Source organism: Pseudoduganella flava, from assembly GCF_007830495.1.
Classification (GTDB): Bacteria; Pseudomonadota; Gammaproteobacteria; order Burkholderiales; family Burkholderiaceae_D; genus Rugamonas; species Rugamonas flava.
Genome location: NZ_VLKW01000002.1, coordinates 319,583 through 333,771, shown reverse-complemented (window position 1 = coordinate 333,771; position 14,189 = coordinate 319,583). Strand labels below are relative to the sequence as shown.

The 14,189-nt window shown below is 67.1% G+C and carries 16 protein-coding genes and 1 tRNA gene; 10 read left to right on the top strand and 7 right to left on the bottom strand.

Annotated elements, in window-relative coordinates; genetic code table 11:
- Nucleotides 1-214 precede the first annotated feature (214 nt).
- Entirely contained in the window at nt 215-1,816 is a 1,602-nt protein-coding gene (locus IP92_RS05755; RefSeq protein WP_145873580.1) for a class I adenylate-forming enzyme family protein, read from the top strand.
- Here IP92_RS05755 and IP92_RS05750 read toward each other — a convergent pair.
- Nucleotides 1,755-2,567 (bottom strand): helix-turn-helix transcriptional regulator, encoded by an 813-nt coding sequence (locus IP92_RS05750; RefSeq protein ID WP_158206686.1) that lies wholly within the window; start codon nt 2,565-2,567, stop codon nt 1,755-1,757. The genes IP92_RS05755 and IP92_RS05750 overlap by 62 nt on opposite strands.
- A gap of 55 nt (nt 2,568-2,622) precedes the next feature.
- On the opposite strand from IP92_RS05750, the gene IP92_RS29840 reads away from it, so the two are divergent.
- Together IP92_RS29840 and IP92_RS05745 are read left to right on the top strand one after the other, a co-directional pair.
- A complete protein-coding gene (locus IP92_RS29840; RefSeq protein ID WP_158206687.1) occupies nt 2,623-2,769 on the top strand; it encodes a hypothetical protein in 147 nt (48 codons plus the stop codon).
- A complete protein-coding gene (locus tag IP92_RS05745; protein ID WP_145873578.1) occupies nt 2,760-3,089 on the top strand; it encodes a DUF3224 domain-containing protein in 330 nt (109 codons plus the stop codon). The genes IP92_RS29840 and IP92_RS05745 overlap by 10 nt, the downstream gene beginning before the upstream one ends.
- 65 nt (nt 3,090-3,154) lie before the next feature.
- On the opposite strand, the gene IP92_RS05740 is transcribed toward IP92_RS05745, so the two are convergent.
- Complete coding sequence (locus IP92_RS05740; RefSeq protein ID WP_145873577.1) at nt 3,155-3,472, bottom strand: hypothetical protein; 318 nt, start codon at nt 3,470-3,472, stop codon at nt 3,155-3,157.
- 167 nt (nt 3,473-3,639) lie between these two features.
- On the opposite strand from IP92_RS05740, the gene IP92_RS05735 reads away from it, so the two are divergent.
- Both IP92_RS05735 and IP92_RS05730 read left to right on the top strand, forming a co-directional pair.
- Nucleotides 3,640-4,149, top strand: a complete 510-nt coding sequence (locus IP92_RS05735; protein ID WP_145873576.1) for a MarR family winged helix-turn-helix transcriptional regulator — start codon at nt 3,640-3,642, stop codon at nt 4,147-4,149.
- A gap of 11 nt (nt 4,150-4,160) precedes the next feature.
- Nucleotides 4,161-5,108, top strand: coding sequence for a gamma-glutamyl-gamma-aminobutyrate hydrolase family protein (locus IP92_RS05730; RefSeq protein WP_145873575.1), 948 nt, complete (start codon nt 4,161-4,163; stop codon nt 5,106-5,108).
- Between the two features lie 145 nt (nt 5,109-5,253).
- Here the strand turns inward: IP92_RS05730 and IP92_RS05725 are convergent, their stop codons facing one another.
- The gene (locus IP92_RS05725) at nt 5,254-6,375 is read right to left on the bottom strand and encodes a YbdK family carboxylate-amine ligase (RefSeq protein WP_145873574.1); all 1,122 of its coding nucleotides are present in this window, start codon (nt 6,373-6,375) and stop codon (nt 5,254-5,256) included.
- Between the two features lie 9 nt (nt 6,376-6,384).
- Nucleotides 6,385-7,563 carry a cation:proton antiporter gene (locus IP92_RS05720; RefSeq protein ID WP_145873573.1) on the bottom strand — a complete coding sequence of 393 codons (1,179 nt, stop codon included), beginning with the start codon at nt 7,561-7,563 and terminating at the stop codon, nt 6,385-6,387.
- 212 nt (nt 7,564-7,775) lie between these two features.
- Between IP92_RS05720 and fghA the strand changes: the two genes are divergently transcribed.
- Nucleotides 7,776-8,618: an S-formylglutathione hydrolase gene (gene fghA / locus IP92_RS05715; protein WP_145873572.1), complete on the top strand. Its 843-nt coding sequence runs from the start codon at nt 7,776-7,778 to the stop codon at nt 8,616-8,618.
- A gap of 53 nt (nt 8,619-8,671) precedes the next feature.
- Here fghA and IP92_RS05710 read toward each other — a convergent pair whose 3' ends face one another.
- On the bottom strand, nt 8,672-9,253 hold the full coding sequence (locus tag IP92_RS05710) for a DJ-1/PfpI family protein (RefSeq protein ID WP_145873571.1): 582 nt from the start codon (nt 9,251-9,253) through the stop codon (nt 8,672-8,674).
- A gap of 111 nt (nt 9,254-9,364) precedes the next feature.
- On the opposite strand from IP92_RS05710, the gene IP92_RS05705 reads away from it, so the two are divergent.
- From IP92_RS05705 to IP92_RS05690, 4 genes are all read left to right on the top strand, one after another.
- Complete coding sequence (locus tag IP92_RS05705) at nt 9,365-9,724, top strand: DUF2946 family protein (protein ID WP_145873570.1); 360 nt, start codon at nt 9,365-9,367, stop codon at nt 9,722-9,724.
- A gap of 183 nt (nt 9,725-9,907) precedes the next feature.
- A complete protein-coding gene (locus IP92_RS05700) occupies nt 9,908-11,383 on the top strand; it encodes a cytochrome ubiquinol oxidase subunit I (RefSeq protein ID WP_145873569.1) in 1,476 nt (491 codons plus the stop codon).
- A gap of 1 nt (nt 11,384) precedes the next feature.
- The gene (gene cydB, locus IP92_RS05695; RefSeq protein WP_145873568.1) at nt 11,385-12,392 is read left to right on the top strand and encodes a cytochrome d ubiquinol oxidase subunit II; all 1,008 of its coding nucleotides are present in this window, start codon (nt 11,385-11,387) and stop codon (nt 12,390-12,392) included.
- Nucleotides 12,392-12,535: a DUF2474 domain-containing protein gene (locus IP92_RS05690; RefSeq protein WP_145873567.1), complete on the top strand. Its 144-nt coding sequence runs from the start codon at nt 12,392-12,394 to the stop codon at nt 12,533-12,535. The genes cydB and IP92_RS05690 overlap by 1 nt, the downstream gene beginning before the upstream one ends.
- 150 nt (nt 12,536-12,685) lie before the next feature.
- Here IP92_RS05690 and IP92_RS05685 read toward each other — a convergent pair whose 3' ends face one another.
- Together IP92_RS05685 and IP92_RS05680 are read right to left on the bottom strand one after the other, a co-directional pair.
- The gene (locus IP92_RS05685) at nt 12,686-13,639 is read right to left on the bottom strand and encodes a chemotaxis protein (protein ID WP_145873566.1); all 954 of its coding nucleotides are present in this window, start codon (nt 13,637-13,639) and stop codon (nt 12,686-12,688) included.
- Nucleotides 13,640-13,886: 247 nt separating this feature from the next.
- Nucleotides 13,887-13,962: transfer RNA gene (locus tag IP92_RS05680), tRNA-Gly, on the bottom strand.
- Between the last annotated feature and the right edge of the window lie 227 nt (nt 13,963-14,189).

Here is a 14,189-nt window from a genome sequence, read left to right as displayed (position 1 = left end):
TGCCAGCCTCGGCCGCGCAGCATCGGCAGGCACATGATGAGCGTTAAGACAACGTGAAACCATAGGAAGTCGGACTGTGGGCGTGTAGGACAAAGCCAGCGGTCTTTGCAACAGTGGGCGGTGTGGCATCCGGGCGGCTTTGCGCGACAGCACCCGCGCCGTTTGACACGGCGCTGCCGGCGCGGCACACTGCGGCCCTTCGAACGCCGCAACCATGCCAGTACCCTACACCTCCCGCGCCGAATCCGGCGCACTGCCCGAGCGTCTTGCCGGCCTGCTCGCCCGCCGTGCCGACGATGCGCCGCACGCGCCCGCGTTGCGCGAGGCCGGCCGCACGGTGACGTATGGCCAGCTGCGGGACGCGGTGCAGAGCACCGCCGAGACCTTGCTGGCATTGGGCGTGCGGCCCGGCGACCGGGTGCTGCTCGTCGCCGAGAACTGCGTGGCCCAGGTCTGCCTGCTGTTCGCGGCGGGGCTGTGCGATGCCTGGCTGGTCAACGTCAACGCCCGGCTGACGGCCCGCGAAGTCGACGAGATCCGCGCCCACAGCGGCGCCCGCGTCGCGTTCTACACGTCCGACGTCTCGCCGGATGCCGCCGCGCACGGCCACCGTCACGGCGCGACCGCCGCGCCGGCACCGGGCGGCGGCAGCTGGCTGGTGGGGCCGATCAATGACGCCGCCGTTCCGGAACCGGTGCATGCGGACGGCGCGCGCCAATGCGCGGCGCTGCTGTACACGAGCGGCACGACGGGGCGGCCGAAGGGCGTGATGCTGTCGCACCGCAGCCTGCTGTACGTGGCGGCCGTATCGAGCGCCTTGCGCGGCCTGGTGCCGCGGGACCGCGCGTATGGCGCGCTGCCGATCTCGCACGTGTACGGCATGACGTCCGTGCTGCTCGGCACGCTGTACGCGGGCGCCTGCCTGCACCTGGTGCCGCGCTTCGCCGCGGCCGAACTGCTGCGCGCCGTGGTCGAGGATGGCCTGACGATCGTGCAGGGCGTACCGGCCATGTACACCCGGCTGCTGGAAGTGGCGCCCGCCCCCGTCGCCGCGCGGCTGCGCTTCCTGTATGCGGGCGGCTCGCCGCTCAGCCCCGTGTTGAAGGCGGCGGTCGAAGCGCGCTTCGGCCTGCCGCTGCACAACGGCTACGGCCTGACCGAGTGCGCGCCGACGGTCAGCCAGAGCCGCCTGGACGCGCCGCGCGACGATACGTCCGTCGGCCCGCCGATTCCCGGCGTCGAGGTGCGCATCGCCGGCCCGGATGGCGACCCCGCCAGACCGGGCGAGCTGTGGGTGCGCGGGCCGAACGTCATGCTCGGCTATTACCGCGCGCCGGCCGAGACGGCCGCGGTGCTCGATGCCGACGGCTGGCTGAACACGGGCGACGTGGCCCGCGCCGGGCCGGACGGCGCGCTGTTCATCGTCGGGCGCACCAAGGAGTTGATCGTGCGCTCGGGCTTCAATGTCTATCCGCTGGAAGTGGAGACGGTGCTGAACGCGCACCCGGACGTGGCGCAGTCGGCCGTCGTCGGCCGGCCCGGTGCCGCCGGTGAAGAAGACGTGATCGCGTTTGCCGAGCCGCGCGCGGGTTCCTCATTGACGGGCGAGGCCCTGGCCGCCGCGCTGGCGGTCCACGCCGCAGCCCAACTGGCCCCCTACAAACGGCCGGCCCGCATCGTCGTGCTGCCCGCGCTGCCGGCCGGCCCGACGGGCAAGGTGCTGAAGGCGGCGCTGCGCGAGCTGGCGTGCGGTCTCAGTGCGCCTGGCGTTGGCTCTTCCAGTATTCCAGCGGCGAGCGCCCCACCAGCGCCGTGAACGCGCGCGTCAGGTGCGCCTGGTCGAAGAAGCCCAGCCGCTGGGCCAGCGCGGCGAGGTCGGGCGACGCCGGATTGACCAGCAGCGCGGCCGCTTCCTGCAGCCGGAAGCGCTGCACCACCCACTTCGGCGGCACGCCCACGTAGTCGCGGAACAGCCGCTGCAGGCCCCGCTCCGGCAGGCCGGCGGCCTGCGCCAGCGCCGCCACGGAGACGGGGCCGTGCTCCGCCGCCGCCGCTTGCACCGCCCGTTCGGCCACATCGATGCGCGGGTCGGCCGGCGCGGCAGCCACCAGCGGCGCCAGCACGTCGCTGGCTGCGGCGATCATCGCATCGTCGCCCTGCGCCGCCAGCACGTGCCGCTCGGCGCCAGTGCCATCGATGCCCAGCAGGTCGTCCAGCGCCACCACGCGGCCCGTCAGCGCGGCCACCGGGCCATCCAGCAGCGGGCGCAGGCCGCCGGCACGAAAGCGCAAGCCCAGCGCCCTGCCCTGCCCGGCCAGCGCCTTGTCGAACGGCCCGCGCACGATGCCGTGGACGGCGGTCAGGCCGGCCTCGAACACCAAGTGCGCATGCGGATAGGGCAGCACCCGCTGCGTGCTGGCCGGCAGGCCGCGCAGGTCCCATTCGACGATCCACAGGTATTCGACGAGCGGCGCCAGCGCGGGCGGCGGCGCATGGCGGCGCAGCTGGAAGCGCCGGGCGGCGGCGGCGGGGTCGAGGATGCCTTTCGGCGTGTCGTTTTTTTCCAATCGTCGTCCGTACCGGATGGTTACACTGGCACCATTATTCACCATGGAGTGCGCCATGAACACCATCCCAGCCATTGCCCTCGCCCTGGCCGGCGTCGCCACCGCCGACGCTGCGGAAGTACGGGGCAAGTTCGACGTGGCCGTCAGCCCGTCCCCGCGCCAGCCGCGGCGCCGGACGACACGCGCGGCCGCATGCTGTTGAAGAAGACGTTTTACGGAGCCCTGGCGGGCACCAGCGAAGGCGAGATGCTGACGGCGGGCGCGCCCGCCAGCGGCACGGCGGGCTACGTGGCGCTGGAGCGGTTCACCGGCACGCTGGACGGCCGGCGCGGCAGCTTCGTGATGCAGCATTCGGGCACGATGGCGGGCGGCAGGAACACGCTGGCGATCGTCATCACCCCCGGTTCCGGGACAGAGCAACTGGCCGGCATCGCGGGCACCGCGACGATCGACATCGAAGGCGGCCAGCACTACTACACCCTGCACTATCAGCTGCCGGCGCAGCCGGCGGCGAACCGCTGACGGCACCGCCCTTCCTGGCGCGCGTTTCCCCTCCCTTGCCGTCGTCCAGGACGACGGCTGCCTTCCTACCCGTGCACCAGGCGCGTGATTTCGATCAGCCGGTGCGCGTACACGTCCGCCAGCCGGCTGACCAGCACGGCGCTGCCGTCGTGCGGCCGGTACATCAGCTGGCCGTCCGGCGTGCACGCGCAGAAGCCCCGCGCGGCCAGTTCCCTGACGATCCCCTCGGCATGCGCGATCGAGCGCAGGTACAGCCGCTGGGCGATCGCTTCGGCGGTCCAGATCTGGTCCGGCGCGCCATGCAGCAGCAACAGCGCTTCCAGGAACGGGATCGAGGGCAGCGTCAGCACGAAGCTGCGCAGTTCGGGGCTTAACTCCGTCATTTTTCCGTCGTCGGGATGGGCGTACGCCCGGGTGGCGGCGCGGCTGCCGCGTTGCTGAGTAAACCAATCGGCATCCCCATGCGTTCAGGACAAACACCGATCCGCAAAGGAACACGGTGAAATTATATTCCTAAAAATGTTTTCACACCACAATTCAGGGAGATGGAATGGGGAGCAGCAGACAAGGCGGCAAGGCCGCGCCGGCCGGTGCGCCGGCAGCGGACCTCGAAGCGCTGCAAAAGCTGCGCATCGTGATCCGGGCGGCCCAGCGGCATTCGCTGTGGATCGAGAAGCAGTGCGGCGTCAACGGCGCGCAGCTGTGGATCATGCAGGAGCTGGCCGATACGCCGCACCTGCGCGTCGGGCAGATCACGGCGCGCCTGGCGATCGCACAAACGACGACGAGCAACCTGCTCGAAGGGCTGGTACGCAAGGGCTACGTCGTCAAAACGCGCGACCCGGATGATGCACGTGTGGTAAAACTGGCACTGTCCGATGCCGGCGCCACCTTGCTGGCGGCCGCGCCGAAACCCGCGCGCGGCCTGCTGCCGGAAGCGCTGGCAAAGTTGGACGAGGCCGACCTGGCCAACTTGAACGCGGGCCTGCAGGGCCTCCTGGAATCGATCGAAGTCCTCGACGAAGGATTCGGCCTGCAGCCGATGCCCTTCACCATGTAGAAAGACGAACCATGACAGACGAGCGCCGGCAGGAACGGCGCGGGGTGGACCGGGAGTTCAGCCGCCGCAAGGACGATACGCCACGCTACCTCGATCCGGGCGACTCCGTGTTTTCGCTGTGGGGCCGCGTGCTGCGCGCGCGGTACCAGCGCATCGCCGCCTCGCTGTCGCGGCACGTGATGCAGCGCCCCTTACGGATCGGCATCTCGGCGCGCATCTTCCATCCCGAACCCGGGTCGACGGGCCTGCGCAGCAAGAACCTGCAATACCTGGAAGAGTCGATCGCGCACTGGGTGATGTCGCGCGACGTGCTGGTGTTCATGATCCCGACGGTGAACACGAACGGGCTGCTGCACCCGTCGAACATCCGCCTGCGCGACTACGCCCGCCACCTCGATGGACTGGTGCTGCAGGGCGGCGCCGACGTGTCGCCGCAAACCTATTCGGAATCGCCGACCCGGCCCGAATGGGGCGGCGACCGCGCCCGCGACATGTACGAGCTGGAACTGCTGCATGAATTCGTCGAGGCGGGCAAACCGGTGCTGGGCATCTGCCGCGGCTGCCAGCTGATCAACGTGGCGTTCGGCGGCACGTTGTACCAGGACATCGCCACCGACGTGCCGACCGCCCTGCCCCACGTGCACGACGACTACGACCGGCACCGCCACGAGATCATGTTCCCACCCGGCTCGTCGCTGTCCAAGCTGTTCCGCGAACGGGCCGGCGGCGTCGTCAACTCGATCCACCACCAGGCGGTGAAGACGCTGGGCCGCGACATGGAAGTGGAAGCGTTGTCCGTTCCGGACCAGATGATCGAAGCAATCCGCTACCGCAAGGCGCCGTTCGTGATGGGCCTGCAATGGCACCCCGAATTCCACCGCGCCGGCGGCGAGGAGCTGCTGGACTGCACGGGGATCCTCGATAACTTCCTGCGCGTGGCGCGGGAGACGCGTTTCTGAAAATCGGTGTCTGACACCTGTTCTTGCCAGCGAGCCAGGAACGGCGTTGAACCCAGAGGCAAATGCCGGGGTCAGACCCGCCGGGTCTGACCCCAGGGTTATGCCGTTGGGTTAACAAGCGCCGGCAACCCGCGGCGTCAGCAGATCAATGCCGCCCGCGGAACCGCTGCACCGCCGCATCGACAATCCCCTCCACACTGCCGCTGGCCGCGTACTGGTCGCGCAGGTACTGCGCGTCGCTGCCCACGTGCGTCACCTGCATCAGGTGGTTCAGCGCCGCCGAGCCGCCCAGGCGTTCCGCGTACGGGTCCATCCGGCGCAAGGTCGTCAGGATGTCTTCGCGCAGCGACAGGCTTTCATAGGTTTTCGGGTGGACGATCGTGCCGTCCAGCCCGAAGCGGCAGGCCTGGAAGCGGTTGTAGTTGTAGACCAGGTAGTCGTCCTCCGCGGGTGCTTCTTCCTTGCGGTCCAGCAGGTAGGCGCACAGCGCCTGCAGGTAGGACGCCAGCGCGGCCGCTCGTTCCACCGTCAGCGGCGTGTCGCACACGCGCAGCTCGATCGTGCCGTATTCGGGCTTCGGCCGGATGTCCCAGTAGAAGTCCTTCATGCTCTTGATGACGCCCGTGTGCTCCATCTTCGCGAAGAAGCCGTTCGAGAACTCGTCCCACGACAGCAGGAACGGCGCCCGCCCGCTCATCGGGAACGCGAACACGGAGTTCAGGCGCGCCGAGTTGAACAGCGTGTCGCCGCCCTGCACGAACGGCGACGACGCGGACAGCGCGATGAAGTGCGGCAGGTAGCGCGACAGCGAGTGCAGCAGGAACAGCGCGTCGTCGCCATTGCCCGTGCCGATGTGCACGTGCTGGCCGAACACGGTGAACTGCTTGGCCAGGTAGCCGTACAGCGCCGACACCTCCTTGAAGCGGGGCTTCTCGAAGATGCGCCGCTCGACCCATTTCTGGAACGGGTGCGTGCCGCCGCCACAGATGCCGATGTTGAGCCTTTCGGCCGCATCCACCAGCGTGTCGCGGATCTCGTGCAGCTGCGCCAGCAGTTCCGTGTGCTTGGTGTGCACGTCGCTGTTAATCTCGATCATGCTCTCCGTGATCTCCGGCGTCACGTGGCCGGGGAACGGCTTTTTCGCCAGCAGGTGCAGCAGGTCCGGGCTCGACGCCGTGAGGTCGTAGTCCGAGAAGCTGACCAGCTGCAGCTCCAGTTCGACGCCCATCGTCAGCGGCGTCGATGCCTTGAATGGTTCCAGTGCCATGCTTGCTCCTTACTCCTGCGTCGTTTCGCGCGCCCAGATCAGCGCGCGTTGCGTAATGATCGGGCCGATCACTTCCATGAACAGCGTCATCGCGGCCACCGCCGCCAGTTCGTCGATCAGCACGATGCCGGCGTTCTTGGTCTGCTCCAGCAGCAGCACGACGAACACCGACATCGGCGCCAGCGCCATGCCGGACGCGAGCCCCTTCTTCCACGAGATGCCGGACAGGTGCGAGAACGCCGCCACGCCCGCCGTCTTCACGGCGAAGCGGGCCAGCAGCAGCACGAAGGCCAGCAGGCCGCCATTGACGACGTTCGCCCACGACAGCGTCGACACGGCAAACACGAACAGCAGGATCGTCAGCAGCTCGCCGATCGCGCCGAAGTTGCGCTGCGTGCGCGTGAACGTCACGCGGCGGTGGCGCGCCGTCAGGCCGAACGCCAAGGTGGCCAGCACCGGCGACAGGCCGGACGAATACGTGATCGCGACGAGGATCACGACCACCAGCGCGAACGCCAGCGTGCCTTCGCGCGCCAGGTTGCCCAGGTGGCGCAGCACGGCCGGCACCACCATGCCGGGGATCGCGCCGATCAGCGCGGACATGACCAGTTCGAACGCGCTGTGCGAGATCGCCTGCGTCAGGCTGCCGGACGTCTCGAACACCCAGAAGCCGACGATCACCTTGAACGTCAGCACGGCCAGCACGGAATTCAACGCGACGAGGTGCAGCACGCGCTCGGTCGCCTGCCCCGAGCTGCGCTGCTCGTTGACGACGCGCAGCACGCCGACGGGCGACGTCGACATCGCCAGCGATGCCAGCAGCAGCGCCGTCAATGACGGCAGGCTGAACTGCAAGGCGATCAGGTAGACGACGCCGAACGTGACGAACGTTTCAACGAGGCCGCTGACGGCCACCCACGGATTGACGCGCAACCAGCGCAAGTTGACGCGATAACCGAGCTCGAACAGGATCAGGCCGAACGCGACGTTCGCCAGCACCAGCACGGGGCTGTTCGATTCGGTGGCGAACAGGTCGGGGAACGCCTGCGCGCACAGGAAGCCGACGAGGCCGTAGACACTGATGCGCGGCAGCGCGGTCCAGCGATGAATGAATTCGCCGGCCAGCCAGGCCAGCAACACAGCGAGCGGCCACGCTAAGTCGGCCGAGATAACCAGGAAATCTGGCATTGGGGCTCCTCCTATTTGAGAAAAACTTGGCCGGGCAGGATCGGCAGAAATTACATTTGCGTAAATGTAATTGCGGAATGTAATTTAATTCGGCCTCAGGTGCAAGAAAAACTCATCCGTAATGACTGTATAGCAAGTTCCCCGATTGCGTCGCACACCTGCCGTGTCCACAGTACAATGCGGTCAATGATCAATTTGCCAAGGGGAACCCGATGCTGGAACTGGTCAGCGAGCACGCGTGCTTCGGCGGTGTGCAGCGCTTCTACAAGCACGACTCGCACGCGATCGGCCTGCCGATGCGCTTTTCCGTCTTCCTGCCGGCGCATGTGTCAGACGCGCGCCTGCCCGCCCTGTTCTACCTGGCGGGCCTGACCTGCACCGAAGAGACGTTCATGATGAAGGCCGGCGCCCAGCGCGTGGCGGCCGAACTGGGCGTCGCCCTCATCGCGCCGGACACGAGCCCGCGCGGCGCCGGCGTACCGGGCGAGACGGATGCCTGGGACTTCGGCGTCGGCGCCGGCTTTTATCTCGACGCGACGCAGGCGCCATGGTCCACGCATTACCGGATGGAGAGCCACATCCACGAACTGCGCGAGCTCGTCACGGCCGAGCTGCCGATCGATCCTGCGCGCATCGGCATCTTCGGCCATTCGATGGGCGGGCATGGCGCACTGACCCTGGCGCTGCGCCGGCCGGATGCATTCAAGTCCGTCTCGGCATTCGCGCCGATCGCCGCGCCGATGCAGTGCCCCTGGGGCCGCAAGGCCTTCACGGGCTACCTCGGCGGCGACGAAACCGCGTGGGCGCAGCACGATGCGACGGCACTGATGGGCAAGCTGCGCGCGCCCTTCCCGAACGGCATCCTGGTCGACCAGGGCCTGGCCGACAAATTCCTCGCCGAACAGCTGTACCCGGAAGCGTTCGAGGCCGCGTGCGCGCAGGCGGGCCAGCCGCTGACGTTGCGGCGGCACGCCGGCTATGACCACGGTTATTACTTCATCTCGACATTCGTCGAAGACCACCTGCGCTGGCACGCGCCGCAGCTCGGTGCCTGAGCCGGCGCGTGCCGTCTCACATTACAACTTGACGCAGTCAGAGCTTGACGCGGTCAGAGCTTTATCTCCGTGCCCAGCTTCTGCAGGAACTGCTTCAGCCACTGCGGATGCGCGGGCCATGCGGGGGCCGTGACGAACTGGCCATCCGTGACGGCGGCATCGACGGCGATGTCCGCATACTCGGCACCCGCCAGCTTCACCTCGGGCGAGCACGCCGGATAGCATGAGATGCGGCGGCCGCGGATCACGTCGGCCGCCGCCAGCACCTGCGCGCCATGGCACACGGCGGCGATCGGCTTGCCGCTGTCGGCGAACTGGCGCACGATCTCGATGACGCGCGGGTTCAGCCGCAGGTACTCGGGCGCGCGGCCGCCGGCGATCGCCAGCGCATCGTAGCGCGCCACCTCGACGTCGTCGAAATCGGCGTTCAGCGTGAAGTGGTGGCCGGGCTTTTCCGTGTAGGTCTGGTCGCCCTCGAAATCGTGGATCGCCGTCTTGATCGTCTCGCCTGCCCGCTTGCCGGGGCACACCGCATGCACCGTGTGGCCGACGGCCTGCAGCGCCTGGAACGGCACCATCGTTTCGTAGTCCTCGGCGAAATCACCGGTCAGGAACAGAATGGTTTTTGCTGCCATGCTTGCCTCCTTCAGGTTGGAAGAAAGGCAATGATAGCGCAGAAAACGGGACGCTCCGGCTAAGACAATTTGTCCACGAATGTCGCGCGGCGTTGATCCTACAATACCCGCATGTACCTGCATCGCCGCCATCGGATCTGGATCGCCTGCGTCGTGTCCTGCGCGCTGCTGCTGGCCGTCTTCGCGCCGGCGCTGCGGCACCTCGCGGCCCGCACGGCGGTTTTCGCCGAAGTGTGCGGTGCCGGCGGTGTGCGCCTGGTACGGCTGGACGGTGCGCCGGAAGCACCGGCGAAGGCCGTGCATCACCACTGCCTGTACTGCCCCGGCGAGCATACGCCGGACATGGCGCTGCCTACGCGGCGCGTCGCGCCGGCGCTGGTCGCCGACGCACCGGCCGGGCGCCCCGGTACCCATGCCCTGTTCACCACTGCCTCGCCGGGGTTCGCCTGGCCACGTGCCCCACCGGCCTGACGCCGCTGCGCCAGCCCTGGCGCGCAATCGAAGCTTTGTCTTTTTCAGTGGACGCCGCGTGCCCGCACGCCCGGCGCGCGCAGTCGCGCCTGCGTCACGCACCTGCGTCACGCACCGCGTCACGCCGTCCACGCCAACCTGTCGAAGAACACCATGACCCTTACCCAGAACAGACTGTTGGGGATGACGGCCGTACTCGCCCTGCTGCTGGCAGGCCGTACGCTGCACGGCCCGCTCCCATCCGCGTTGGACCTGGCCCGAATCCAGTTCGGCTTCACCATCTCCTTTCACATCATCTTCCCCGCCATCACGATCGGCCTGGCGAGTTTTCTCGCCGTGCTGGAAGCGTGCTGGCTACGCACGCACAATGCGCTGTACCGCGACCTGTACCATTTCTGGTCGAAGATCTTCGCCGTGAACTTCGGCATGGGCGTCGTCTCGGGTCTCGTGATGGCCTACCAGTTCGGCACGAACTGGAGCGCCTTCTCCGATTTCGCCGGCAGCATCACCGGCCCGCTGCTCGCCTACGAGGTGCTGACCGCGTTCTTCCTCGAAGCGGGCTTCCTCGGCGTGATGCTGTTCGGCTGGCGCCGCGTCGGCCCGCACCTGCACTTCGCCTCCACCGTGCTGGTGGCGCTCGGCACGCTCGTTTCCGCCACGTGGATCCTTGCGTCGAACAGCTGGATGCAGACGCCGCAGGGTCATGCGATCGTCGACGGCCGGGTCGTGCCCGTCGACTGGTTCGCCGTGATCTTCAACCCGTCGTTCCCGTATCGGCTGGCGCACATGGGCATCGCCGCGTTCGTCGCGACGGCGCTGTTCGTGGCGGCGTCGGGCGCCTGGCACCTCTTGCGTGGCAACGACAACGCGGCGATCCGCAAGATGTTTTCGATGAGCCTGTGGATGCTGCTGGCCGCCGCGCCGCTGCAGGCCTTCGTCGGCGACCTGCATGGCCTCAATACGCTGGAACACCAGCCCGCGAAGCTTGCCGCCATCGAAGGCCATTGGGACAACCACGGCACCGACGGCACGCCGCTGATCCTGTTCGGCATGCCGGACATGGCCAACGAGGAAACGCGCTACCGCATCGAAGTACCGCACCTGGGCAGCCTGCTGCTGACGCATACGTTCGACGGCGCCGTGCCGGCGTTGAAGGACTTCGCGCCGGAAGATCGCCCGAATGCGGCCGTCGTGTTCTGGTCGTTCCGGCTGATGGTGGGCCTGGGCCTGCTGATGATCGCGCTGGCCGTTACAGCGCTGTGGCTGCGCCGTGGCGACCGGTTGTGGGACAGCCGGCCGTTCCTGCGCTGCGCGCTGTGGATGGGCCCCGCGGGCATCGTCGCGCTCCTGGCGGGATGGTACACGACGGAGATCGGGCGCCAGCCGTGGACCGTCTATGGGCTGCTGCGCACGGCCGATGCCGTGTCGGCGCATGGCCCCGCCGAGCTCTCCGTCACGCTGCTCGCGTTCGTGCTGGTGTACTGCGTCGTCTTCGGCAGCGGCATCGTCTACATGATGCGGCTGATCCGCGTCGGCCCCGTGCTGCGCGAAGGCGAGCATCCGGTGCAGGGTGGGCCGGGCCGGCCGCGCACGCCGATGCGGCCGCTGTCGGCCGCGGAGCGCCGCAACACCGACCGCGACCTGGAACAGGGAGGCTGACATGGGAATCGATCTTGCTGTGATCTGGGCCGTCATCATCCTGTTCGGCGTGATGATGTACGTGGTGATGGATGGTTTCGACCTGGGCATCGGCCTGCTGTATCCGTTCTTCCCCGCGAAGGCCGAGCGCGACGTGATGATGAATACGGTGGCGCCGGTCTGGGACGGCAATGAGACGTGGCTCGTGCTCGGCGGTGCGGGCTTGCTGGCCGCGTTCCCGCTGGCGTATTCGGTCGTGCTGAGCGCCCTGGCGCTGCCGTTGATCGCGATGCTGATCGGCCTCGTCTTCCGTGGCGTGGCATTCGAGTTCCGCTTCAAGGCCAATGCGCGCGAGCGGCCGTTCTGGGACCGCGCCTTCACGTGGGGCTCGTTCACCGCCACCTATTTCCAGGGTGTGGCACTGGGCGCCTACCTCGACGGAATCCCCGTGCGGGGCCGCGCGTTCGCCGGCCATCCGCTCGACTGGATCGCGCCGTTTCCGCTGTTCGTCGGGGCCGGTCTGGTAGCCACCTATGCGCTGCTGGGCAGTACCTGGCTCGTGATGAAGACGGATGGCCCGCTGCAGCAGCGCGTCCGCGCCATCGCCGGCTACCTGACGTGGGCGGTGCTGGGCGCCATCGCGATCGTCAGCCTGTGGACGCCGCTGACCCATCCGGACGTGGCGGCGCGCTGGTTCCGCTTCCCGAACGTGGTGCTGTTCGCGCCGGTGCCCCTGCTCGTCGGTGCGGTGGCCTGGCTGATGTTCCGCGCGCTGAAACACGGCGGCGACACGATGCCGTTCCTGTGCGCGCTCGCGCTGGTCTTCCTCGGCTATACGGGCCTGTTCATCAGCCTGTGGCCGAACGTGATCCCGTCATCGGTCACGCTCTGGCAGGCATCCGCGCCGCCGCAGAGCCAGGGCTTCGCGCTGGTCGGCGCGCTGGCGATCATCCCCGTGATCCTGATGTACACGGCGTGGTCCTACTACGTCTTCCGGGGAAAGGTCAGGCACGGCGAGGGGTACCACTGATGGGCGCCGGCGACGACCGCAAGCCGGGCGGCTGGCGGCGCTTCGGCTGGCTCGTGCTGATCTGGTGCCTGAGCGTGGCGGCGCTGGGTGTGGCCGCCAGCTTGATGCGCCTGCTGATGAGGGCTGCCGGCCTTGCGGGATGAGGCGGGGCCGTGAATGCGACATGCCGGTCGCAGGGACCGGCATGTTGGGAAGTGCTGAACGCGACACCGGGCCTAGAAGCCGGCGTCGGGCACCGTGAGAAGTGCGGAGCCCGACGCCAGGCGGGAAAACCGGCGTCCGGCACCGTGTGGTTATTTGTGCAGCACCTGCTTGATCGTCGCGGCCAGGTCTTCTGCGACGAACTTGGCCACATAGGCATCGGCACCGACACCCTTCACGTGGTCTTCGTTGGTCTTGCCCGACAGCGAGGAGTGGATCACCACGGGGATCTTCGAGAAGCGCGGGTCCTGCTTGATCTTGCGGGTCAGCGTGAAGCCGTCCATCTCCGGCATTTCCAGGTCCGTCAGCACCAGCGCGACGCGGTCGATCACGTCGATGCCTTCGGCCTTGCAGCCTTCGGCGATGCTGTTCAACTTGTCCCATGCTTCCTTGCCGGACTTCGTCATCACGAACGGCGCGTGCATCGCCTGCAGGCCTTGCTCGATCAGGTTGCGTGCGACGACGGAATCGTCGGCGGCCAGGATGAAGCTGCCCTGCTTCAGCAGCACGTGCGGCATCGATTCCGGATCGACTTCCTTGCCTTCGGACGGCACCATGCGGCGCAGGATCGTTTCGACGTCCAGCACCTGCGCCAGGCGCGTGCCGCTGGTGTCGCCGTCCAGGCGCGCGATCGACGTCACCATGCCGGTCGAGTTGCTGCCTTCGGCCGTCAGCACCTGGCTCCAGTCCAGGCGCACGATCTCGTCGACGGATTCGACGGCGAACGCCTGCGTGGTACGGGCGAATTCGGTGACGAGCATGATGTTCAGGCCCGTCTTCGGCTTGACGCCGACAATCGCCGGCAAGTCCATCACGGGGATGATCTGGCCGCGCAGGTTGACGACGCCCAGCATGTGCGGCTGCGAGCCGGCAACGGCTGTCACCGGCGGCATGGCGACGATCTCACGGATCTTGAACACGTTAATGCCGTACAGTTCGGAATGCTCGCCGTTTTCGTCCGCGCCAAGGCGGAACAGCAGCAGCTCGAATTTATTCGTGTTGGTAAGGTTGGTGCGCTCGTCGATTTCCTGTTGTACGCTCTTCATTGCTATCCCCGGTCTCAATACTTTTCCGCATGACTGCCCACACCTGGCGGGCGATTGGACGCAGTATAGGGGAGAAACCAGAGGAAACAAGGGTTCCTGAACATTAAGTCAAGGAACACAGGTGGCGGAAAACAACAGTGCTACAGCAAGGGCCGAAACGGCGATATCGCCGAGGCAAAAACAGGCTAAAACGGCAAACGAAAACCGCAAATGAAAACGGCAGCCATCAGGCTGCCGTTGCGAATTCTGGAGCGGGAGAAGAGTCTCGAACTCTCGACCTCAACCTTGGCAAGGTTGCGCTCTACCAACTGAGCTACTCCCGCTTGGGAGGCATGATTATGCCAGAACCATTTCATAAATGCCAGAGTGTAACGGCGTCTTTTTCGCGTGAACGTTTCCGTGCTGCGTCGGAGTTCTTTCCATTCCACTACTTTTTCCACGGCCGGGTTCGGCAAGTCCCTGAATCTCCGACACAAATTGCCCTGGCATCAATAATGCACTGAAGCAGGTACTCGTGCTCTCAGGCGAGTTCAAACCAACTTCGAGGGGC